The sequence below is a fragment of the Streptomyces flavovariabilis genome (assembly GCF_000725785.1).
Classification (GTDB): domain Bacteria; phylum Actinomycetota; class Actinomycetes; order Streptomycetales; family Streptomycetaceae; genus Streptomyces; species Streptomyces hawaiiensis.
The window spans coordinates 42,878-65,234 of sequence record NZ_JNXD01000029.1 but is presented as its reverse complement, the minus strand read 5'-3'; the positions used below and the strand labels follow the sequence as shown (position 1 = coordinate 65,234).

Annotated in this window: 21 protein-coding genes; 6 read left to right on the top strand and 15 right to left on the bottom strand. The window is 70.1% G+C overall.

Annotated features, from left to right (window positions below; all coding sequences use genetic code 11):
• The 5 genes from IO24_RS0136170 to IO24_RS0136150 all read right to left on the bottom strand — a co-directional run bounded on the left by IO24_RS0136170 (position 1) and on the right by IO24_RS0136150 (position 5,982).
• On the bottom strand, positions 1-1,557 hold the full coding sequence (locus IO24_RS0136170) for an SCO6880 family protein (protein WP_031143453.1): 1,557 nt from the start codon (positions 1,555-1,557) through the stop codon (positions 1-3).
• Positions 1,554-2,879, bottom strand: a complete 1,326-nt coding sequence (locus tag IO24_RS0136165) for a membrane protein (RefSeq protein WP_031143452.1) — start codon at positions 2,877-2,879, stop codon at positions 1,554-1,556. The genes IO24_RS0136170 and IO24_RS0136165 overlap by 4 nt, the downstream gene beginning before the upstream one ends.
• Complete coding sequence (locus IO24_RS0136160; protein ID WP_031143450.1) at positions 2,869-3,693, bottom strand: DUF8175 domain-containg protein; 825 nt, start codon at positions 3,691-3,693, stop codon at positions 2,869-2,871. Before IO24_RS0136160 ends, IO24_RS0136165 begins: the two co-directional genes overlap by 11 nt.
• Before the next feature lie 210 nt (positions 3,694-3,903).
• The gene (locus IO24_RS0136155) at positions 3,904-4,212 is read right to left on the bottom strand and encodes a hypothetical protein (protein WP_031143448.1); all 309 of its coding nucleotides are present in this window, start codon (positions 4,210-4,212) and stop codon (positions 3,904-3,906) included.
• Positions 4,213-4,692: 480 nt separating this feature from the next.
• Entirely contained in the window at positions 4,693-5,982 is a 1,290-nt protein-coding gene (locus IO24_RS0136150) for a S53 family peptidase (RefSeq protein ID WP_031143446.1), read from the bottom strand.
• Positions 5,983-6,429: 447 nt separating this feature from the next.
• Between IO24_RS0136150 and IO24_RS0136145 the strand changes: the two genes are divergently transcribed.
• Positions 6,430-7,374 (top strand): bifunctional lytic transglycosylase/C40 family peptidase, encoded by a 945-nt coding sequence (locus tag IO24_RS0136145; RefSeq protein ID WP_420823246.1) that lies wholly within the window; start codon positions 6,430-6,432, stop codon positions 7,372-7,374.
• Between the two features lie 248 nt (positions 7,375-7,622).
• Positions 7,623-8,321, top strand: coding sequence for a phosphatase PAP2 family protein (locus tag IO24_RS0136140; protein WP_031143442.1), 699 nt, complete (start codon positions 7,623-7,625; stop codon positions 8,319-8,321).
• A gap of 5 nt (positions 8,322-8,326) precedes the next feature.
• Here the strand turns inward: IO24_RS0136140 and IO24_RS0136135 are convergent, their stop codons facing one another.
• Entirely contained in the window at positions 8,327-9,880 is a 1,554-nt protein-coding gene (locus IO24_RS0136135) for an FAD-binding oxidoreductase (protein WP_031143440.1), read from the bottom strand.
• 403 nt (positions 9,881-10,283) lie between these two features.
• On the opposite strand from IO24_RS0136135, the gene IO24_RS0136130 reads away from it, so the two are divergent.
• Both IO24_RS0136130 and IO24_RS45830 read left to right on the top strand, forming a co-directional pair.
• Complete coding sequence (locus tag IO24_RS0136130; protein ID WP_031143438.1) at positions 10,284-11,135, top strand: SCO4651 family lipoprotein; 852 nt, start codon at positions 10,284-10,286, stop codon at positions 11,133-11,135.
• A gap of 91 nt (positions 11,136-11,226) precedes the next feature.
• A complete protein-coding gene (locus IO24_RS45830; RefSeq protein ID WP_167551652.1) occupies positions 11,227-11,394 on the top strand; it encodes a hypothetical protein in 168 nt (55 codons plus the stop codon).
• 31 nt (positions 11,395-11,425) lie between these two features.
• Here IO24_RS45830 and IO24_RS0136120 read toward each other — a convergent pair whose 3' ends face one another.
• Complete coding sequence (locus IO24_RS0136120) at positions 11,426-11,794, bottom strand: metal-sensitive transcriptional regulator (RefSeq protein WP_031143436.1); 369 nt, start codon at positions 11,792-11,794, stop codon at positions 11,426-11,428.
• Between the two features lie 203 nt (positions 11,795-11,997).
• Here IO24_RS0136120 and IO24_RS0136115 point away from each other — a divergent pair, with 203 nt between their 5' ends.
• Together IO24_RS0136115 and IO24_RS0136110 are read left to right on the top strand one after the other, a co-directional pair.
• On the top strand, positions 11,998-12,618 hold the full coding sequence (locus IO24_RS0136115; RefSeq protein WP_031143434.1) for a DUF47 domain-containing protein: 621 nt from the start codon (positions 11,998-12,000) through the stop codon (positions 12,616-12,618).
• 7 nt (positions 12,619-12,625) lie between these two features.
• Positions 12,626-13,624 carry an inorganic phosphate transporter gene (locus tag IO24_RS0136110; RefSeq protein ID WP_031143432.1) on the top strand — a complete coding sequence of 333 codons (999 nt, stop codon included), beginning with the start codon at positions 12,626-12,628 and terminating at the stop codon, positions 13,622-13,624.
• A gap of 159 nt (positions 13,625-13,783) precedes the next feature.
• Here IO24_RS0136110 and pstB read toward each other — a convergent pair whose 3' ends face one another.
• From pstB to IO24_RS45355, 8 genes are all read right to left on the bottom strand, one after another.
• Positions 13,784-14,560, bottom strand: coding sequence for a phosphate ABC transporter ATP-binding protein PstB (gene pstB / locus IO24_RS0136105; protein WP_031143430.1), 777 nt, complete (start codon positions 14,558-14,560; stop codon positions 13,784-13,786).
• Between the two features lie 72 nt (positions 14,561-14,632).
• Complete coding sequence (gene pstA, locus IO24_RS0136100; RefSeq protein ID WP_031143428.1) at positions 14,633-15,694, bottom strand: phosphate ABC transporter permease PstA; 1,062 nt, start codon at positions 15,692-15,694, stop codon at positions 14,633-14,635.
• Complete coding sequence (gene pstC / locus IO24_RS0136095) at positions 15,691-16,692, bottom strand: phosphate ABC transporter permease subunit PstC (RefSeq protein ID WP_031143426.1); 1,002 nt, start codon at positions 16,690-16,692, stop codon at positions 15,691-15,693. Before pstC ends, pstA begins: the two co-directional genes overlap by 4 nt.
• Positions 16,693-16,795: 103 nt before the next feature.
• Positions 16,796-17,923 carry a phosphate ABC transporter substrate-binding protein PstS gene (pstS, locus tag IO24_RS0136090; protein WP_031143424.1) on the bottom strand — a complete coding sequence of 376 codons (1,128 nt, stop codon included), beginning with the start codon at positions 17,921-17,923 and terminating at the stop codon, positions 16,796-16,798.
• Positions 17,924-18,169: 246 nt separating this feature from the next.
• A complete protein-coding gene (locus tag IO24_RS0136085) occupies positions 18,170-18,604 on the bottom strand; it encodes an NUDIX hydrolase (protein WP_031143422.1) in 435 nt (144 codons plus the stop codon).
• 31 nt (positions 18,605-18,635) lie between these two features.
• Positions 18,636-19,715, bottom strand: coding sequence for a CHAD domain-containing protein (locus tag IO24_RS0136080; RefSeq protein ID WP_031143420.1), 1,080 nt, complete (start codon positions 19,713-19,715; stop codon positions 18,636-18,638).
• Positions 19,696-21,927: an RNA degradosome polyphosphate kinase gene (locus IO24_RS0136075; RefSeq protein ID WP_031143418.1), complete on the bottom strand. Its 2,232-nt coding sequence runs from the start codon at positions 21,925-21,927 to the stop codon at positions 19,696-19,698. Before IO24_RS0136075 ends, IO24_RS0136080 begins: the two co-directional genes overlap by 20 nt.
• A gap of 272 nt (positions 21,928-22,199) precedes the next feature.
• Positions 22,200-22,346 (bottom strand): hypothetical protein, encoded by a 147-nt coding sequence (locus IO24_RS45355; RefSeq protein ID WP_157851317.1) that lies wholly within the window; start codon positions 22,344-22,346, stop codon positions 22,200-22,202.
• Between the last annotated feature and the right edge of the window lie 11 nt (positions 22,347-22,357).

Sequence of the window (22,357 nt, the reverse complement as noted above, 5' to 3'; positions counted from 1 at the left end):
CTACCTCCGAATGCCGGTGGCGAAGGGAAGGGTGTTCACAAAGGCGCGGTGGTGCTCGCGGTCGCACCATTCCAGCTTCAGGTACGACTTTCCGGCCGAGGCCCTGATCGTCCGCTTGTCGCGGGCGAGGGCGTCGGGGGAGCGGGAGGAAACGGTGATGTAGCCGACGAGGTTGACGCCGGCGGCGCCGCTGGCGAGGTCCTCGCCGCGCTGGTCGAGCCGGGAGTTCGCGGCCACGTCGCGCGGGTCGACGGTGCGGTTCATCTTGGCGGCGCGGGACGCCTCGGCCTCGTCGTTGGTCTTCTCCGTGAGCATGCGCTCGATGGCGACCTCGGTGGGTTCGAGGTCCATCGTGACGGCGACCGTGCGGATGACGTCCGGGGTGTGGACGAGCAGGGGGGCGAGGAAGTTGACGCCGACGGGGGTCATCGGCCACTCCTTCACCCAGGCCGTGGCGTGGCACCAGGGGGCGCGGGTGGAGGACTCGCGGGTCTTGGCCTGGAGGTAGGTGGGCTCCATGGCGTCCAGTTCGGCCGGCCAGGCGTTGCGCTTCGTCATCGCCTGGATGTGGTCGATGGGGTGGTCCGGGTCGTACATGGAGTGGATCAGCGAGGACAGCCGCCCCTGTCCGAGCGGCTGGCGGACGCGGATGTCGGCCTCCTGCAGGCGCGAGCAGATGTCGGTGAGCTCGCGGGCCATGACGACGGCGAGTCCGGCGTCCCGGTCGACCTTGCCGCCGTGGGCGCGTGCGGCGCGGGCCATGGCGTTGGCCTCGGCGGCGAGTTCGCGGGTGTAGTGCATGCAGGCGACGAGGTAGGCGCGGTGCTGCTCGCTGCTGGTGGACACCATGGACTGGAGCTGGTCGTAGGAGTCCTGGAGCCAGGGCAGGGCCTTGTCATCGCCGCGGACGGCGACGTCCTTGGCGTGGGCGTCCGGGTCGGCCGGGAGGGTACGGGCCAGCATCTGGATGCGGGTGACGAAGCCGTCGCCGTTGGCCACGTGCTTGAGCAGGGTGCCGAAGCGGTCGACGAGGGCCTCCTGGTCCTCGCTGTCGCGCAGGCCGACGCCCGGGCCCTCGATCTCGATGGCGGCGGTGACGGTCTTGCGGTCGGCGTGCAGGAGCACGGCGATCTCGTCGGGGCCGAAGGGGGCGGCCAGCCAGGTGATGCGGCCGATGCCGGGGGGCGGGCCGATTTCCACCTCGCGGCCGTCCAGCCGGGTGCCGGCCTCGATGACGGCGGAGCGGTAGGCGGTGCCCCGCTTCAGGGTCCGCTTGTAGCTGCGGTTGATCTCGAACCACTTGTAGAACGTGCGGTGCTTGTACGGCACGTACACCGCGGCCAGCGCCAGCATCGGGAACCCGGCGAGCAGCACGATGCGCAGGGACAGCACCGGGACGAGGAGCCCGCACATCATGCCGAGGAACGCGCCCACGACGATCAGGGCGATCTCGCCGGTCTCGCGGTTGCGGCCGATGATCGCGTTCGGCCGGGCGCGGCCGATCAGGTATGTCCGGCGGGGCGTGACCGGATGGGACACGTGGGACTCGGTCGTCAACGCCCTTCACCTCCCGTGCGGTTGGTACTGCTGTTGCGGGTGTTGCTGGCGTGGGGAGTGTTGACGGGGCTGCTCGAACGGGGGGCGGGTGCGGCGGAGGGGACAGATCCGCCGCCGCCGTTCGAGGGGCGCGCGCTGTGCGCGGCGACTCCGCCGGAGGCGGGGTTGCTGGGGCGGGGGGCGGAGGACTGGCTGCCTCCGCCGTTGTTGTCGGCGCGGGAGCTGTGGGTCTTGATGCCCTGCGCGACCAGGCTGGCCGGGGAGCTGATGACCGCGGCGGCCTTGCTCTCGGCGCCCCGCATGAGGCGGTTGTTGCGGGAGCCGGCGATCTCGTCGCCGAAGCCGGGGACGAAGCGGTAGATCATCGCGCTGGCGAAGATGGCCAGCAGGATGATGGCGAGGCCGGAGACGACGGCGGAGAAGGCGTCGGGGCCGTCGTCGGCGGAGAGCGCGCCGGCGAGGCCGAGGACGATGACGATGACCGGCTTGATGAGGATGACCGCGATCATGATGCCGGCCCAGCGGCGGACGTGGCCCCACAGGTTCTTGTCGACGAGGCCGGCGTAGACGACGGTGCCGAGGAGGGCGCCGACGTAGAGCAGGGCGGCGCGGATGACGAGCTCCAGCCAGAGGACGCCGGCGGCGAGGATGCTGACCAGGGAGACGACGATCAGCATGATCGGGCCGCCGCCGATGTCCTCGCCCTTCTTGAGGGCCTCGGAGAACGTGCCGAAGAACGCGTCGGTCTGGTCGCCGGTGGCCTTCGCGAGGACCTCGGTGATGCCGTCGGTCGCGGAGACGACGGTGTAGAGGATCAGGGGGGTGAAGGCGGAGGCCAGGACGGTCAGCCAGAGGAAGCCGATGGCTTCGGTGAGGGCGGTGGTGAGGGGGACGCCGCGCACCGCCCGTTTGGCCACGGCCAGGATCCACAGCAGGAGCGTGAGGATCGTCGACGCGGCGAAGACGACGGCGTACTGCTGGAGGAACTTGGGGTTCGTGAAGTCGACGTTCGCCGTCTCCTTCACGGCGTCGCTGAGCTTGTCGACGGTCCAGGAGGCGGCTTCGGCACAGCCCTTGGCGAGGGAGGAGAGGGGGTCGAGGGTGGAGGTGGGGTCGAGCCGGTCGGCACCGCCGCCGGAGCCGCTGCCGGTGTCGCCTTCGCAGATGTCTCTGGCTTCGCCCCTGAGCAGGTCGCAGGCGTTGTTGCTGGGTGACGGGGAGGGAGTGGGGGCGGCGAAGGCACGGGTGGCCAAGAGGACCGTGGCCGTCTGCACGGCTGCGACCGCGGCGCCGAGCTTGAGTACGTAATGCCTAACGGGCATAGGTGAACCCTCCGTACCCCTCGACGGCCTTGCTCATGTCCTCTGCGGTGGAGGCCCTCTGGTCACGCCCGACCGGGACCGGGCCGTCCTTCTGGGTGAAGTCGGTGACTTTCCAGTCACCATCGACCCACTTCAGCTGGTACGTCGTTGTGTACCAACTTTCGGTCACGGGGTTCTTGGAACCCTCCCCCGACAGGCCGAAGAGGGATGTGTACCAGAGTGCGACCGAGGCGGTGCTGTTGTTGTAGGAGGTGACCTTGGTGCCCACCGGGACGACGCGCGAGACGAAGGTCTGGCCGCTCGGCGCGGCGCCGTCCTTGGTCAGGCCGATCTTCTCGAGGAAGCTCTCCTGCGAGTACACCTGGTCGAACGCCGGCAGCTGGGCGGCAGCGACGTCGGGTGCGTACACGGTGCTGACGATCGCGTGCCGCTTGTCGAGGTTGTACATGTCGGCCGAACCGAGGGCGACGCCGTAGTTGGTGGCTGCGGACTGGGCACCCTGCTCGGTATGGGCGTAGCCCGTGGCGATGTCACCGGTCTTCGATTTCACCGGTCGTTCTCCCGTGGGCGCCGTCGCCGAGCTCTCCGCCTTGTCACTGCCCGAGCTGCTGCTCTCGGCGTCGCCACCCCCCCGGTTCGCGAAGGCGATGGCGGCGATCAGGAGGACCACTACGCCGACGACCGTGACCAGGCTGCGGGACGAGGAGCGGCGGCGGGGGTCGCCGAAGGCGTCGCCGGATTCGGGCAGGCGGGTGCGGGTCTGGCCCGTGCCGGCGTAGCCGCCGGAGGGCTCGTGGTCGTCACCGTGACTCATGCCGCGTACGCCCCCTCGACGTCGTGCGGAAACACTTCGTACCGGTCGTACTTCTCATACTCCTCGTACGACGGTAGCCGTGCTGGTTCCCGCGCGGGCGCGGTGTGGTGACTCGACATCAGGGAAACGCAACCTCAGCCGGTGGGCACGACGGGCGGGTGGGGTGGGAGGGGGAGCCGGGCGTGCCCGGCCGGGCGGACGGTGCCCGGTCTACACGGCCATGCCGTACACGATGGTGAACAGCGTCCCGAGGGAGCCGATGATGAAGACTCCTGTCAGGCCCGCGATGATGAGGCCCTTGCCCTGCTCCGCGCTGAAGGTGTCCCGCAGGGCGGTGGCGCCGATGCGCTGTTTGGCGGCGCCCCAGATGGCGATGCCGAGGCAGAGCAGGATGGCGAACGCCATCACGACCTGGACCATCGTCTTCGCCTCTGTGCCCAGGCTGCCGAAGGGGCCCCAGTCCGGAGCGATCCCGCCGATGATGGTGTTGATGTCTCCCTTGTCGGCCGCAAAGAGCATGTAAGTCACCGCCCCTGGTGGGTAGTTCTGCACCCTCTGCGGTCGTGCAGAGGTCAGGCCTCATTCTCGCCGACAATGACGCTGTCGCATGTCGACTTGGCGTCATTGATTGGCGGGTTTCGTACGAATACCTTGCCACCGTTCCGCGCCGGCCCCTAGGGGTGGCGACGGGCGGTGTGCGAAGGATCGTATGGTAACTCTGTGTATCACGGCAGGTCACGCCGGGCAATGAGGCCTGAGCGGAACCTGGTGTGTGGTTCCGTCGTTGTGCCCTCTTGCGGCCTTTCTTACCTTTGCAGGCTGTTTCTGACGGCTGGTCGGGTGAGTGATCGCGCCGGTGTTCCCCGGGTGAAGGCTACCTGGCAAGGCGAAGGGGCCGCGGCTGGGTTGCCGCGGCCCCTTCGTCACCGAGCCCCCACGGCCCCGGGCGACGTTCCTCGGTGACGGTCTGTCACCAGCGGGCGGGGAAAGCAGGGGGCGTCAGCCGGTGAAGGCGCCGAGTCCCTCGGGGGTGCCCAGGCCGGTCGGGCCGTCGTAACCCGTCCGGGCGGTGCAGAAGTAGCCGGTGGTGCAGCTGCCGTTGCTGCCGCTGGTGACGTCGTTCAGGGCGGAGGTGTTCACGTAGGGGAATCCGGCGGGGTAGGAGCCGGCCGACGGGGTGCCCGCGAGGGCGTAGACGCTCGCGATGATCGGGGCGGAGGCGCTGGTGCCGCCGTAGGTGGCCCAGCCCTGGCCGTCGGCGCCGTAGGTGTCGTAGACCGAGACGCCGGTCGCCGGGTCGGCGACGGCCGAGACGTCAGCGATCATGCGCTTGGCGCAGCCGGTGTCGGTCTGCCAGGCGGGCTTGGTGTCGTAGGCGGAGCAACCGGAGCCGGTGCCTTCGGTGCTGCTGGTTCGCCAGACGCTCTCGGTCCAGCCACGGGTGGTGGAGGAGGTGGAGAGCCTGGTGCCGCCGACGGCCGTCACGTACTTCGACGCCGCCGGGTACTCGGCGCCGTAGCCCTCGTCGCCCGCACTGGCGGTGATGGCGACGCCCGGGTGGTTGAAATAGGCGGAGTCGTACGAGGTGTCGGAGGAGGACTCGCCGCCGCCGTAGCTGTTGGAGACGTACTGGGCGCCCAGGGCGACGGCCTCGTTGACGGCGGTGCCGAGGTTGGCCATGGAGGCCGACTTCGCCTCGACGAGGGTGATGTGGCAGTTCGGGCAGATCGCGCTCGCCATGTCGAGGTCGAGGGAGATCTCACCGGCCCAGCCGCTGTCTCCGGTGGGGAGGGCGGTGGTGGAGCCGGTCTGGCTCACCTTCTTGAAGCAGCCGTTCGCGGTGGTGCAGGCGGGCAGGCCGTAGTGGGAGCGGTAGGCGGCGAGGTCGGATTCGGCGTTCGGGTCGTCGTAGGCGTCGACGATGGCGATGGTGTGGCCGGAGCCGTTGTTCGCGGCGGCGGAGGTGAGGCCGTAGGCGCTGCGGAGGTCGGAGGGGCCGTAGCCGGAGGGGGAGGAGGCCTCGGCGGCCTTGGCCGAGATGCCGTGCTGCTGCTGGAAGGCGGTGCGGCCGCCTGTGACGCGCAGGGCGTTGCAGGCCATCTCGCCCTGCTGGCGGGGGAGGGCGCAGGAGCGGGTCCAGGTGACCTTGGAGGTGCTCGGGTCCGCGGCCTGTGCGTGGGCGGCGGTGGTGAGGCCGGTGATCAGGAGCGCGGCGGTGGCGGTGGCGGCGAACGCGATGCGGCGCCGTCTGCGGCGGGCGGTGGGGGAGTCGGGGGGTGTCGTGCGCAAGGTACAGCCTCCTGGCAGTGGTGGGCAGAGGCCTGCGGGTGGGGGATCCGCCGGTGTGTTTCCCGGCGGGGGCGGCGACCCGCGACGACGATCGCTTGTTGAGTACGTGACAACAAGACGGGTTTCGTAATCCTGACTTCCGCCTTACTGAAAGGGGCGTGGGGCTTACCGGCCGCTGACGGCTCGATGGCCGGGCGATGGGCGCGACTTGACCCTGGGGGCGTCCGCGATCCTGTGCGCCGGCGGGAACCGTCGTGCTCTCGCCGTGCCGCCCGTGCCGCGCCCTGTTCCCCCGTCCGCCCCCGACTCTCCTCCTCGTGATCATTCCCGGGCTTGCGGGCCGCCTCTACACTGACCAACGGACTCCTGGGCGGTGAGGGGCGGTTGACGGTGCGTAAGGCATGGATCGTGGCGAGTGTCGCCATCAGCTCCGCCCTGGCCTTCGTGATGCTGCTCGTCGTCGGGGTCTACCTCGTCGCCGGGAACCTCGTCAACGGCGTGGGCGGCGGGGCGAAATCGCTGGCCAAGGGGTCGGTGCCCGCCGCGTACGCGGCCCTCGTGCAGAAGTGGGGCAACCTCTGCCCCGCCATCAGCCCGGCCCTGCTCGCTGCCCAGCTCTACCAGGAGAGCGGCTTCAACCCCAGGGCCCAGAGCCACGCCGCCGCGCAGGGCATAGCGCAGTTCATCCCCGGCACCTGGGCCAGCCACGGCATCGACGGCGACGGCGACGGCGACCGTGACGTGTGGGACCCGAAGGACGCGATCCCCTCGGCCGCCTCCTACGACTGCGAACTCGCCTCGTACGTGAAGAAGGTTGGCGGGAATCCGACCGAGAACATGCTGGCCGCCTACAACGCGGGGGCGTACGCGGTGATCAAGTACGGGGGCGTGCCGCCGTACAACGAGACGCGGAACTACGTGAAGCGGATCACGACGCTGTCGGAGAGCTTCGCCGCGCCGGCCGGGCGGGTCGACCCCTCCGAGCAGGCCGCCGCCGCGATCGAGTACGCGCAGAAGAAGCTCGGCACGCCCTACCTCTGGGGCGGCACCGGCACCGCTGAGCAGGGCGGACGCTTCGACTGCTCGGGACTGACCCAGGCCGCCTACGAGACCGTGGGCATCAAGCTCCCGCGTGTCGCCAACGACCAGTACAACGCCGGTCCGCACCCCTCGCGGGACGAACTGCTCCCCGGCGACCTCGTGTTCTTCTCGGACGACCTCACCAATTCCCGTGCCATCCGGCATGTCGGCATTTATGTCGGAGGCGGGTACATGATCGATGCGCCCCGGACCGGTGCCGTCATCCGATTCGACCCGATCGACACCCCCGACTACTTCGGAGCCACCCGCGTCACCGAAGATGGCGCGAAAGCACTGCCCACGACGGTGTGAACCGTGTGTGAACCCACCCCCTGAGCTGCGAAGACGTGTCTCTCTTCGATAACGTCTGCGTGATCATTCGGTGGAGTGTGGAACGTATCTACGGGGACCATGCGTTCCTGTTGACGTAGCCGAGCAGACGTTCATTCGGCACGTGTCACGCACGCGTGCGGCGGAAGCGGATCTACAACCACGGGGGTGGCAGCAGCGGCGCACACGCACAGGTGCGCCGGGAGAGACGACGAAGGGGCCGCAGCGCCATGGCTGGACTCGCCGATTCCGGGTCGAACCCCGACGTCGACCTGCTGTACGACATCAATGGCCTGGCCAAGGACGCGCCGGCCTGGTTCGACCGCGTCATGGAGTACGTCGGTGAGTACGGGCTGCTGCTCGCCATCGTCCTGCTCGTGGTGGGGTGCTGGTGGTCCGTGCGGCGGCGGGGCGACGAGGACGCCGCGTCCACCGTCGCGGCGTTGGTCTGGGCGCCGCTGGCCGCCGGTATCGCCGTACTGGTGAACGTGCCCATACGGGGCTTCGTGGAGCGGCCCCGGCCGTTCCTGGACCACCAGGGGCTCGAGGTGCTCGTCCAGGGCAAGACCGACTACTCGTTCGTCAGCGACCACGCGACGATCGTCATGGCGCTGGCGGTCGGCCTGTTCGTCGCCAACCGGAAGTTCGGGCTCGTCGGGCTCGTGCTGGCGTTGTTCGGCGGGTTCATCCGCGTCTACATGGGCGTGCACTACCCGACGGACGTCGTGGGCGGGTTCGCGCTGGGGACGGCCGTGGCACTGCTGCTGTCGCCGCTCGCCATGGCCCTGCTGACGCCCGTGGTGAAGGCCGTCGAGCGGTCGCCCCGGGCGGGGTGGCTGGTGCGGCGCAGAGGGCGGGCCGAAGGGGAGGACACCGTGATCCCCGAGGCGCGCAGTGAGCGAGCCTCGGAGAGGGACCTCGCCGCGTAGGGGGTTCAGAGCGCCTGCGGGTGGCTGAAGAAGCGGTTGGGGTCGTACTGCTTCTTCAGCTTGGCCAGGCGGGTTGCCGCATCCCCGTAGTACGCCTTGCGCCAGTCGGTCAGGGTCGGGTCCGTGTAGTTCTGGTAGGCCGCGCCCGAGGCGTGGGGGCGCATCGACTTGTGGGCGGAGGCCAGCCAGTCGCGGGCCCTCGTACCGCTGGTGCCGGCCCGCCACGCGGCGATGTACTGGGCCAGCATGCGGGAGCGGCGGTGGACGAACGCCGTGGACGTGGGGGAGACGCGGTTGACCGCTCCGCCGAGGGCGGTCAGCGCGATGCTGCCCGTGCCGCCGCGTACCGAACCGATCTGGGACAGCAGCGTGCGGATGCCGGCCGCCGAGAGGGAGCGGTCGAAGAAGTCCGAGGCCGCCGCGTACGTCTCGCGGCCCAGCGCGCCCTCCGGGGACCGGCCCGGGGTCGAGCCGGGCAGATGGCACTGCGCGTCCGTCGGGAACGAGGAGCAGCCCGCGTACACCTCCATCGACTCCTCGTAGGACCGGCGCTTCAGGGAGACGCTGCGGGCCGGCGCGCCGACGCGGTCGGCGAGGCGGTCGACGGCGTTCTGGAGTTCGCCGTGGGTGCCGAGGGAGAACGCCGCGACGGAGACGGTCGGGGTGCCGCCCGCGGCGCTCGCCAGGTGCAGGGACGACCAGATCTCGTCGGGCTGTGACGGGCCCCACTCCTGCCAGGCCTTCACCACCGCCGCCGCCTTCGACCAGGGCCAGGACAGGTACGCCGAGACGCCCTGCGGGGCCGGGTGGGTCCTGAAGTGCAGCTCCGTGACGACGCCGAAGTTGCCGTTGCCGGCGCCGCGCAGGGCCCAGAAGAGGTCCTTGTTCTCTCGGGAGTCGGCGGTGAGCTGCTTGCCGTCGGCGGTGATCAGGGTGGCCCGGGTGAGGCTGTCGCAGGTCAGGCCGTAGGCGCGGGAGACCACGCCGTGGCCGCCGCCGAGGGTGAGACCGGAGACCCCGACGGTCGGGCAGGAGCCGGCGGGGATCGTGACGCCCTTCGCGGCGAGGGCGCGGTAGACGTCGATGAGTTTGGCGCCGGCGCCGACCACCGCCGTGCTGCCGGAGGCCCGGACGCGGCTGAGTTTCGAGACGTCGACGATCAGACGGCCGTCGCCGGAGGACCAGCCGGCGTAGGAGTGGCCGCCGTTGCGGATCGCCACGCGCAGGGCGTGGGCGCGGGCATAGGCCAGGGTCGTGCGGATGTCGTCCGAGTGGGACACGTACGCGACCGCGGCGGGCCGCAGGTGGTCGAAGCGGGTGTTGTACAGCTGCCGGGCCGCGGGCCAGTCGGCGTCGCCGGGGCGGACGAGGGGGCCGTCGAGGCCGCGGGCCAGGGCGGACCAGTCGGCGGCGGTGGACCTCGAGGTCGTGGTGGTGCGCGAGGCCTTGGTGACCGTGGCCCCGGAGCGGGCGCCCGACGCTGTGCAGGCGGTGGTGAAGGGGGTTGCGGCCGCGGCGAACGCCGCCGTGCCGGCTGTGAGGATCGTGCGCCGTTCCATGGGGCCTCCCGGTGGTTCCGTCCTCGGAGACGAGGGGACGGGGGCGGGGGTTCCATGGTTCGGGTGCGGCCGGGGGCGGCGCCCGCCACGGGGGTCAGCCCGTCGTGTGCCTCTCCGCGTCCGTGCGCGCCTGGCTTCTCGCTCTCCGTGCCGGGCCGCGCCAGCCGCAGACGCAGTGGGCCATGCAGAAGGGGCCCTTCTCCATGGTCGTCGTGCGGTGTTCCGGGATGTTGGGGGGAGGTTCCGGCCCGTCCTGCTGCGCCACGCCGACAACGTTACCCACCCCGGGTAAAGGATTCGTTCGGCGGCCGGCGCGGGCTCGCGTGACGGGGGCACATAGCCGTCGTTAACCGGAACAACGAGGGGGCCCGTGACGGACGTACCGGCTGGGGGTAGGCAGGCGATGACTGGGCGGCAGCGGGAACGGCGGCACAGGCGGACGGGCGCGGCGGTCGTCGCGGCCGGGGTCCTGGCCGGGGCGGGGCTGGGGACCGCGGGGTGCTCCGGGGGCGACGCGGTCGCCGGTGACTCCCGTGCCGGGGAAGCGGTCGCCGTGCTGCGGCAGGCCGCCGGCCGGCTCGTCGAGGCGGGCAGTTCCAAGGCCCGTACGTCGATGGAGATGGCCGCCGGCGGGACCCGGGTGACCATCCGGGGCGGCGGGGTGTACGACTACCGCAAGCGGATGGGGCAGCTGAAGGTGCTGCTGCCGCAGGATCCCGCGGGGGCCGCGGAGCGCCGGCCGATCACCGAACTGCTCGTGCCGGGTGCGCTGTTCATGAAGAACCGGGGCGCCGGTGTGCCTGCGGACAAGTGGGTGCGGGTGGACACGCGGACCCTGTCCGACGGGAACCTCGTCACCGGCGGGGCCACCGATCCGTTCACGGCGGCCGAGGTGCTGCTCGGGACGCGGACCGCGACGTATGTGGGCACGACGGAGGTCGCGGGAACCGGCGTGCGGCACTACCGGGGGACGGCGGACCTCGGTGACGCGGCCCGGCGTGCCTCGGAGGGGAACAAGGGGCCCCTGAAGGCGGCGGCCGAAGGGTTCGCCACCGCCGAGGTGCCCTTCGACGCCTACCTCGACGACGAGGGACGCATCCGCAAGGTCAGGCACCGCTTCAGTTTCCTGAACGGGCAGCAGAAGAGCCCCGTGGCCGTCGCCTCGACGACGCTGCTCTACGATTTCGGGGCTCCGGCGCGCGTACGGTTGCCCCGAGCCGACGACATCTACGCGGGCGAGATCGCCGAGGAGTGACCGGCGTGAACTAGCCCGTCCGTGCCATGCGCGGGGTGTAGGCCGCTCCCTACTCTAGGAAGCCGGTAACGGCAGAGACGAGGTGATGCACGTGGCTCCGGTCGGCGGTACGGCAGTTCAGGACCACGTGGCCCTCGCCGAGATCGAGCTGTGCGGGGAGCTGATCATCGCGGCCTCGGCCGCTCGGGAGCGGCTCAGCCTGGAGAGCATCGACGAGGTGCTGAAAGTGGCCGAGGAGCGGGACTCGGCCAGGCGCTGAATCCGGGCGTGCTCCGAGCCCCGGACCCGGTTCACGTCCGCAGCATGCGGGCGATCGCCTGGGTCGCCTCCTTCACCTTCGCGTCGATCTCGTCACCGCCCTTGAGGGCCGCGTCGGCGACGCAGTGCCGCAGGTGCTCCTCCAGCAGTTGCAGGGCGAAGGACTGCAGGGCCTTGGTGGAGGCGGAGACCTGCGTGAGTATGTCGATGCAGTAGACGTCCTCGTCGACCATGCGCTGCAGGCCGCGGATCTGGCCCTCGATGCGGCGCAGGCGCTTGAGGTGTTCGTCCTTCTGCTTGTGGTACCCGTGCACGCCGTGGTCGTGGTCCGTCGCCACGTCCGCATCCGCGGTGCCGGTGGTGACATGTGCGACATCTGTCGTCTTGGTCACGTCCGTCATCGCGTCCTCCTGGTGGGCGGCGGGCCGACATATACCCCTGGTGGGTATATGGTACCGAACTTCCTGGGTATACGGCCCCTGGAACCGCCCCCGTGCTCAGCACTGTGTCTGATGGGCGACACTGGTGGGCGGCCCGATAGCCGTGGCCGGATGATGCGCCTAGCATCAGCCTGACCGAAACCGAAGCACCCCGAGGACCCCACGTGCGCTTTCGTCTGACCCCCAGGGAGACGAGCTTCTACGACATGTTCGCCGCCTCCGCGGACAACATCGTCACGGGCTCGAAGCTCCTGATGGAACTGCTCGGGGCGGACACACCCGCCCGGGCCGAGATCGCAGAGCGTATGCGGGCAGCGGAACACGCAGGTGACGATGCCACGCACGCGATCTTCCACCAGCTGAACTCCTCCTTCATCACGCCGTTCGACCGCGAGGACATCTATACCCTGGCCTCGTCCCTCGACGACATCATGGACTTCATGGAGGAGGCCGTCGACCTGGTCGTCCTCTACAACGTCGAGGAACTGCCCAAGGGTGTCGACCAGCAGATCGAGGTGCTGGCGCGCGCGGCCGAGCTCACGGCCGAGGCGATGCCGCATCTGCGGACGATGGACAACCTCACCGAGTACTGGATCGAGGTCAACCGGCTGGAGAACCAGGCCGACCAGATCCACCGCAAGCTGCTGGCGCACCTCTTCAACGGCAAGTACGACGCCATGGACGTGCTGAAGCTCAAGCAGATCGTGGACGTGCTGGAGGAAGCGGCGGACGCGTTCGAGCACGTGGCGAACACGGTGGAGACCATCGCCGTCAAGGAGTCCTGAGCCCTTCATGGACACCTTCGCTCTGGTCGCGACCATCGGGGTCGCGCTCTTCTTCACGTACACCAACGGCTTTCACGATTCGGCGAACGCGATCGCCACGTCCGTCTCGACGAGGGCGCTGACGCCGAAGGCCGCGCTGGCCATGGCGGCGGTGATGAACCTCGCCGGTGCCTTCATGGGCTCCGGGGTCGCCAAGACCGTCAGCGAGGGGCTGATCCAGACGCCGACCGGGTCGAAGGGGATGGGCATCCTCTTCGCCGCGCTGGTGGGCGCGATCGTCTGGAACCTGATCACCTGGTACTTCGGGCTGCCCTCCTCCTCCTCGCACGCGCTGTTCGGCGGGATGGTCGGGGCGGCGCTGGCCGGCGGGACGACGGTCTACTGGCACGGAGTGCTGGAGAAGGTCGTCATCCCGATGTTCGTGTCTCCGGTGGTCGGCATTCTGGCCGGCTATCTGGTGATGACCGCGATCCTGTGGATATTCAGGAAGGCGAACCCGCACAAGGCCAAGCGCGGGTTCCGCATCGCGCAGACCGTCTCGGCGGCCGGCATGGCGCTGGGGCACGGTCTGCAGGACGCGCAGAAGACCATGGGCATCGTGGTGATGGCGCTCGTCATCGCCGATGTCGAGGACTACGGCGATCCGATCCCGGTGTGGGTCAAGATCGCCTGCGCGGTGATGCTGTCGCTGGGGACGTACGCCGGTGGGTGGCGGATCATGCGGACGCTGGGGCGGAAGATCATCGAGCTGGACCCGCCGCAGGGCTTCGCGGCGGAGGCGACGGGGGCGACGATCATGTTCACCTCGGCGTTCCTGTTCAAGGCGCCGATCTCCACGACCCACGTCATCACGTCCGCGATCATGGGCGTAGGGGCGACGAAGCGCGTGAACGCCGTGCGGTGGGGTGTCGCCAAGAACATCATCCTCGGCTGGTTCATCACGATGCCGGCCGCGGCGATCGTGGCCGCGGCGTCCTACGGGATTGTGAATCTGGCGTTTCTGTAGGTGCTGCTCGGCGTGGGTGCTGCGCCCACCCGTGCCGCCCTTGGCGGCACGCATGCCCGCAGTTGGTGAAAGGCCCGCCCCCGGGAGCCGGGGGCGGGCCCTTTTCGGCCTCGCGGTGGCACCGCCATGCAGCACCGCGAGGAGACTCGGCAGGCCGGATCAGCCGAAGCGGCCGGAGATGTAGTCCTCCGTGGCCTGGACCGACGGGTTGGAGAAGATGCGCTCCGTGTCGTCGATCTCGATGAGCTTGCCGGGCTGGCCGACCGCCGCGAGGTTGAAGAACGCCGTGCGGTCGGAGACACGGGCCGCCTGCTGCATGTTGTGCGTCACGATGACGATCGTGAAGCGCTCCTTGAGCTCGCCGATCAGATCCTCGATCGCGAGCGTGGAGATCGGGTCGAGCGCCGAGCAGGGCTCGTCCATGAGCAGGACGTTCGGCTCGACCGCGATCGCCCGCGCGATGCACAGACGCTGCTGCTGGCCGCCGGACAGGCCCGAGCCGGGCTTGTTCAGCCGGTCCTTGACCTCGTTCCAGAGGTTCGCGCCCTTGAGCGAGCGCTCGACGATCTCGGCGAGCTCGCTCTTCCTGTAGCTGCCGTTCAGCCGCAGTCCCGCCGCGACGTTGTCGAAGATCGACATCGTCGGGAACGGGTTCGGCCGCTGGAACACCATGCCGACCTCACGGCGCACGGACACCGGGTCGATGCCCGTGCCGTAGAGGTCCTCGTCGTCGAGGAGCACCTTGCCCTCGACCCGGCCGCCCGAGGTCACCTCGTGCATCCGGTTCAGCGTGCGCAGGAACGTCGACTTGCCGCAGCCGGACGGGCCGATGAACGCCGTCACCGAACGCGGCTCGACGGTCATCGAGATGTCCTCGATCGCCTTGTGGGAGCCGTAGTAGGCGGTGAGTCCGCTTACGTCGATTCGCTTGGCCATGTCTCTACTTCACTTCCGAAAGTCTGGGGGTCGCGGTGGGGCCCCGCGCGGCGGTAGCCGCAGATTGACGCTTCAGCGACCGGTCTTCGGGGCCTTCCAGCGGGCGATCCCGCGGGCCACCAGGTTCAGGAGCATCACGAAGGCGATCAGGGTGAGTGACGCCGCCCAGGCACGGTCGTACGCCGCACCGGAGCCCGCGCTGTTCGCGTACTGCTGGTAGATGTACAGCGGCAGCGAGGCCTGCGCCCCCTCGAAGGGGTTGGCGTTGATGAACGCGTTGCCCCACACCAGCAGCAGGACCGGGGCGGTCTCACCGGTGATGCGGGCGATCGAGAGCATGATGCCCGTGGTGATGCCGCCGATGGAGGTCGGCAGGACCACCTTCAGGATGGTGCGCCACTTCGGGACGCCGAGCGCCAGGGAGGCCTCGCGCAGCTCGTTCGGGACGAGCTTGAGCATCTCCTCCGTGGAGCGCACGACGACCGGCATCATCAGGATGGCCAGGGCCAGCGAGCCGGCGAAGCCGAAGGGCTCCATGTCGAACATCAGCATGAGGCTGAGGATGAACAGGCCCGCGACGATCGACGGGATGCCGGTCATGACGTCGACGAAGAACGTGATGGCCCTGGAGAGGTTGCCCCGGCCGTACTCGACGAGGTAGATCGCGGTGAGCACGCCGATCGGCGCGGCGATCACCGTGGCGAGTCCGACCTGCTCCAGGGTGCCGAGGATGGCGTGGTAGATACCGCCGCCGGGCTCGGTGTCGGCTACGACGCCCATGGAGTGCGTCAGGAAGTAGACGTCGAGGACCTTCACACCGCGCACGACGGTCGACCAGACCAGCGAGGCCAGCGGGATGACGGCGAGCAGGAAGGCGACCCAGACGAGGGAGGTCGCGATGCGGTCCTTGGCCTGCCGCTTGCCCTCGACGCCCGCGGCGATGGCGTACGTGCCGACGACGTACAGGATCGCGGCGATCAGGCCCCACTGGACGCGGCTGTGCAGGCCGCCGGCGAGGCCGATGCCGACCGCGAGAGCGATCGAGCCGGCGGCGATGGCGTACGGCGACCACTTGGGCAGACGGGCACCGCGCAGGCTGCTGGGGCCCTTCGGGGTCAGTGTTGCGGTGCTCATGCGTTGGCCCCCGAGTACTCCTTGCGGCGGGCGATGATCGCGCGGGCCGCGCCGTTGACCAGCAGGGTGATGACGAACAGGACCAGACCGGAGGCGATCAGCGCGTCCCGGCCGAACTCGGTGGCCTCACCGAACTTGCTGGCGATGTTCTGGGCGAACGTGCCGCCGCCCGGGTCGAGCAGGCTGGCCTGGATGTCGAAGGTCGGGGAGAGCACCGTGGCGACGGCCATGGTCTCGCCCAGGGCGCGGCCGAGGCCCAGCATCGAGGCGGAGATGACGCCGGAGCGGCCGAAGGGGATGACCGCCATGCGGATCACCTCCCAGCGGGTGGCGCCGAGCGCCAGGGCCGCCTCCTCGTGCATCTGCGGGACCTGGCGGAAGACCTCGCGGCTCACGTTGGTGATGATCGGCAGGATCATGATCGCGAGCAGGATGCCGACGGTCAGCATCGAGCGGGGGGCGCCGCCCTCCCACGAGAAGATGCCGGTCCAGCCGAGGTAGTCGTTCAGCCAGCCGAAGAGGCCGTTCATGTGCGGCACGAGGACGAGGGCGCCCCAGAGGCCGTAGACGATGGACGGCACGGCGGCGAGCAGGTCGATCACGTACGCGATGGGGCCGCGCATCCGGCGCGGGGCGTAGTGCGTGAGGAACAGCGCGATGGCGACGGCGACCGGGACCGCGATGACCATGGCGACGATCGAGGAGACGACCGTGCCGAAGGCCAGGACGGCGATGCCGAAGTCCGGCGGGACGAGGTTGGTGTCCCACTGGAAGGTCGTGAGGAAGTTGCCCTGGTCCTTGCTGATCGCGAGGGAGGCGCGGTAGGTGAGGAAGACCGCGATCGCGGCCATGATCACCAGCAGCAGGATGCCCGAGCCGCGGGAGAAGGCGAGGAAGATCCGGTCTCCGGGCCGGGTGGCCCCGCGCACGGCGCGCTTGTCGACGGTCGGCTGCGGAGCGGGGGGAGGTGTCTCGGTTGTCTGTGTGGGTGTGCCCATCAGGTTCTCCGGTCTGCGGAGCCGTAGGTGAGATACGGCCACTGGCGGCGGTGCACCGGACGGTGCGGTCCGGTCCCGGGGAGGGGACCGGACCGCACTCGGGTCAGCTCAGGCCCTCGATGGTGGTGCGGACCTGGGAGATGATGTCGGCGGGGATCGGCGCGTAGTCGTTCTCGGCGAGGATCTTCTGGCCGTCCTCGGAGGCGATGTAGCGCAGGAACGCCTTGGTGCCGGGCAGGGTGTCGGCCTTGTTGCCCTTGTCGCAGACGATCTCGTACGTGACGAGGACCATCGGGTAGGCGCCCTCGGCCTTGGTGCCGTAGTTCAGCTCCAGGGCGAGGTCCTTGCCCGTGCCGACGACCTTGGCCTCGGAGATCGCCTTGGTGGCGTTCTCGACGGTGGCCTTGACCGGCTGGGCGGCGCCCGTGTCGAGGTCGACCGTCTTCAGGCCGTCCTTGGCGTACGACAGCTCGAAGTAGCCGATGGCGCCGTTGGTCTGCTTCACCTGCTGGGCGACACCGGAGGAGCCGGAGGCGGACTGGCCGCCCTTGGCCTGCCAGGTCTTGCCGCCGTCGTAGGGCCAGTCGCTCTTGGCGGTGGCCATCAGGTACTTGGTGAAGTTGTCCGTGGTGCCGGAGTCGTCCGAGCGGTGGAACGCCTGGATCTTGAGGTTCGGAAGCTTCGCGTCGGGGTTCAGCTTCTGGATCTGCTTGTCGTTCCAGTTGGTGATCTGGTTGTTGAAGATCTTCGCCAGGGTCGGGGCGTCCAGGACGAGGCTGTCCACGCCGTCGACGTTGAAGCCGACCGCGATCGGGCCGCCGACCATCGGCAGGTCGATGCCCTGGCCGCCGGAGCAGACCTTCTTGGAGGCGGTGACCTCGTCGGGCTTCAGTGCGGAGTCGGAGCCGGCGAAGGCGACCTGGCCCTGGGTGAACGCGGTGACACCGGCGCCGGAGCCGCCGCCCTTGTAGTTGATCTGCACGCCCTGGCAGGCGGCGGTGAACTGCTTCACCCAGGCGTCGATCGCGTTCTTCTGCGCGGACGAGCCGTCGGCCAGCAGCTGGCCCTTGGCGTCGTCGCACTTGACGTTGCTCGGCGCGGCGGCGTTGGAGGAACCGCCGCCGCTGTTGCCGCCGGTGTCGTCGGAGCCGCACGCCGTGAGGGCCAGGGCGCCGGAGACGGCGAGAGCACCGAGAGCGAGGGCCCGCCGGTTCATGCGCTGAAGCTTCACTTGAGTTCCTTCCAGGAGCCGCCGTCCTGATCGGCGGCGTGCGAAGTCTGAGTGACACGGACGCGGTCGCACTCGGCAGGCGCGGCTCGCGTCGGTAAGGCTGAAATTAGGCAGATCAGATGAAGGCGCCGATGGCCGCACATGAACGAGGGGTGAACCCCTGCCTAAGGCCTGGTGAGGTCACGGAATGCTTACGGGGAGAGCATGTCGGCATTCCGCTTTTGCGGGCGAAACGGGACCGTCCGGTCAGCCGGCCGTTCGGGGCAGGCGCAGAACGGCGAGCAGTTCGTCGACCAGGGGCCGGTCCTGGGACTGTGTGAGACGGTCGCGGGCGGCGGCGGGCGCCAGCCACAGGACCCGGTCCACCTCGTCCGTGGGGGAGAACGCGCAGGACACGGCCTCGGCCGCCCAGTAGCGGACCTGCTTGGGGCGGCCGTTCGCCGGGTAGCGCAGAGTGGACAGCTCGACACCCGGCACGGCCCGGCAGCCCGTCTCCTCCGCCACCTCGCGCAGTGCGCCCGCGAGTGCCTCCTCGCCGCGCTTCAGTTTCCCCTTGGGCCACGACCAGTCGTCGTATTTCGGCCGGTGGACGAGGCAGAGCTCCGGCTCGCCGGTGGTGGGGGAGCGGCGCCACAGGACGCAGCCCGCCGCTTGAACGGTGGTGTCCTTGGGGGTGCTCACCGGTTTCACCGCCTCCTGGTGCCGGACCTGGTCATGACGCGCCGACGGTCTCCTTCTGCCAGGCCTGCTGGAACGCGAAACGCGCCGCCTCCACCTCGTGCCGCTGGTCGGCGTGGAGCACGCCGAGGGCGTACGCGGTGGCCGGCGCGATGCGGGGGGTACGGGCCGCCTGGGCCGCCGCTGCCGCCGCCTCCGAGGCGTCGCGGTGCCGGTTCAGGGCCTGGCCCGCGGAGAGCAGGCGCAGGTCGACGACGGCGTTGCCCTTGGGGCCGCTGACGGCCTCGCGGGCGTAGCGGTGCAGGCGCAGCAGCAGGCGGACCTGGTGCCACGGGGCGTCCTGCGGATGCGGCACCGTGTCCGGGGACAGGCCGTGGATGAGGGCCGCGGCGTTGTACGGGCTGCCCGCGGTGACCAGGGGAAGGGTGGTGACCGCGTCCCTGAGGCGGTCCTCGGCCGCCGTGGCGAGGGGGCGCAGGTCCGTTCCGGTGGCGGTCCCGGTCAGGGGGACCTCGCTGGCCAGGACGGCGACCTTGTCCGCGATGGCGTGGAAGCGGCTGGAGCCCAGGGCCTGCAGGGCCGTGGAGTGGGCCCGGGTGCGGGCGAGGGTCAGCTGGCGGTCCAGCAGGGCCCCCGCTTTCGCCGCTCCCACCGTCAGGTTTCCGCGTTCCTGGGTGGGGGTGCCGGCCTTGGACGGTGGTGCCCCCGCGCCCACCCCCGCACTCGTCCGGGCCGGGAACGCCGTCGAGCCCGACAGCCGGTGCAGGGCCGTCAGCAGGCGTTCCAGCCGGGCCGTGTACGCGTGTTCCATCGCCAACGTGCCCGACACCCACGCCAGTTCGGGGCGCATGGCCTCACACCAGTCCGTGTCGAGGAGGGACTGGAACGTGTGCAGGCTGGCGCTGACGCGGCGGGCCGAGCGGCGCAGGGCGCGGGCCGCCTCGGCGGACCCCTCCGTGCCGTGCGCACCCGCCCCCGTCTCCCGGTGCAGGCGCAGCGCTCGGAGGAACTCCGTGGCCTGGGTCCGCAGATAGCCCGCGAGGGCGTCACCGGTGGGGCCGGGCCCGACGTGCCCGGGCCGGGGATCCGTCGGGTCAAGGTGTTGCTGTGCCACGCCGGCGCCTCCGGGCGTCTATGAGCATCTCCTGGACGTTGCGCAGGGGCTGTCCGTCCGCGTCGGTCGCATGCCGGGTCCAGTCGCCGTCCGGGCTGAGGTGCCAGGAGGCGGTGGAGTCGGACATGCCGGTCTCCAGCAGCCGGTTCAGGGCTGCCCGGTGGGCCGGGTCGGTGACCCGGACCAGGGCCTCTATCCGGCGGTCGAGGTTGCGGTGCATCATGTCGGCGCTGCCGAACCACACCTCGGGCTCGCCGCCGTTGCCGAAGGCGAACACCCGGGAGTGCTCCAGGAAGCGGCCGAGGATCGAGCGGACCCGGATGTTCTCCGACAGGCCCGCCACGCCCGGGCGCAGCGCGCAGATGCCGCGCACCCAGATGTCCACCGGAACGCCCGCCTGGGCCGCGCGGTAGCAGGCGTCGATGAGGGCCTCGTCGACCATCGAGTTGACCTTGATGCGGACGTAGGCGGGGCGCCCCGCACGGTGGTGCTGGACTTCCTTGGTGATCCGCGAGACCAGGCCGTCGCGCAGTGACTTGGGGGCGACGAGCAGCCGGCGGTAGGTCTCCCGGCGCGAGTAGCCGGACAGGCGGTTGAAGAGGTCCGACAGGTCGGCGCCGACCTGCGGGTCGGCCGTGAGCAGGCCGAGGTCCTCGTAGAGGCGGGCCGTCTTCGGGTGGTAGTTGCCGGTGCCGACGTGGCTGTAACGGCGGAGCGTCTCGCCCTCCTGGCGGACCACCAGCGACAGCTTGCAGTGGGTCTTCAACCCGACCAGGCCGTAGACCACGTGGCAGCCCGCCTCCTCCAGCTTGCGCGCCCACTTGATGTTGGCGTGCTCGTCGAAGCGGGCCTTGATCTCGACCAGGACCAGGACCTGCTTGCCGGACTCGGCGGCCTCGATGAGCGCGTCGACTATCGGGGAGTCGCCGGAGGTCCGGTACAGGGTCTGCTTGATCGCGAGGACGTCCGGGTCGCCGGCCGCCTGCTCCAGGAAGGCCTGGACGGAGGTGGAGAAGGAGTCGTACGGGTGGTGCAGCAGGACGTCCCGCTCGCGCAGCGCGGCGAAGATGTCCGGCGGGGACGCCGACTCGACCTCGGCGAGATCGCGGTGGGTGCCGGCGACGAACTTGCGGTACTTCAGCTCCGGCCGGTCCAGGGAGGCGATCCGGAACAGGCCCGTGAGGTCCAGCGGGCCCGGCAGCGGGTACACCTCGGCCTCGCTGATCTTCAGCTCGCGCACCAGCAGGTCCAGGACCTCCCGGTCGATGGACTCCTCCACCTCCAGGCGCACCGGCGGGCCGAAGCGGCGCCGCATGAGCTCCTTCTCCAGGGCCTGGAGGAGGTTCTCGGCGTCGTCCTCCTCGACCTCCAGGTCCTCGTTGCGGGTGAGGCGGAAGGCGTGGTGCTCCAGGACCTCCATGCCCGGGAACAGCTCCTCCAGGTGGGCGGCGATGACGTCCTCGATGGGGACGTAGCGGCCCGGGGAGCTCTCCAGGAAGCGGGACAGCAGCGGCGGCACCTTCACCCGGGCGAAGTGCTTGTGGCCCGTGACCGGGTTCCGTACGACGACGGCCAGGTTCAGGGACAGGCCGGAGATGTACGGGAAGGGGTGGGCCGGGTCGACCGCCAGCGGGGTCAGCACGGGGAAGATCTGGTGCCGGAACAGGGTGAACAGGCGGGCCTGCTCCTTCTCGTGCAGCTCGTTCCAGCGGACCAGGTGGACGCCCTCCTCCGCGAGTGCGGGGGCGACGTCCTCGTGGTAGCAGGCGGCGTGCCGGGCCATGAGCTCGCGGGAGCGGGCCCAGATCATCTCCAGCACCTCGCGGGGCTGGAGGCCGGAGGCGGAGCGGGTGGCCACGCCGGTGGCGATACGGCGCTTCAGTCCGGCGACCCGGACCATGAAGAACTCGTCCAGGTTGCTGGCGAAGATCGCGAGGAAGTTGGCCCGCTCCAGCAGGGGTGTGTTCGGGTCCTCGGCGAGTTCGAGCACGCGCTCGTTGAACGCGAGCCAGCTGCGCTCCCGGTCGAGGAAGCGGCCCTGCGGCAGCTGGGGCCCGTCGTACGGCGACTCCTCGTACGCGTCGAGGTCGGCGTCGATGTCGGGTTCCAGATCGGAGACCGCCGCCGCCACCGTGTGCGGGCGGTGGGCTGCTATGGAGCCCACGGAGGGCTGCGCGTGCTGGACCTGTGCCTGGGTGTTCGGCTGGCTCATGGCCCCATTCTTCCGCGCCGCGAGCATCACGGGCGCGTCGGACAGCGCGGGCGGGAGCGGAGGTGTCACATGAGTGCTCCCGTTCCCCTCGGGACCCTCGCGGGGCGGGGGAGGCTCGGGCACGGCGGGATTCATTGGCCGAGCTTCGCAAGCTCGTCTGAATCGATGGTTACGGGGACATGACGTGCGGGATAGCGGGGGGCGGCTCGCAGGGGGCCCGCGGCGGGCGGTCCGCGCGTCCATCCCCCCGTGGAAGGACGCGCGGACCGGGTTCAGGGGAGGCGGCGGACCAGCAGGACGAACGCGGCGGCCGTCGCGGCGGCGGCCACGGCCAGGAGCAGGCCGGTCTCCACGTACTGCAGGGGCCAGAAGTGGGACTCGGGGTGGAAGGTCGCGCGGGTGAACGGGACGCCGTTCACGGGGGAGTCGG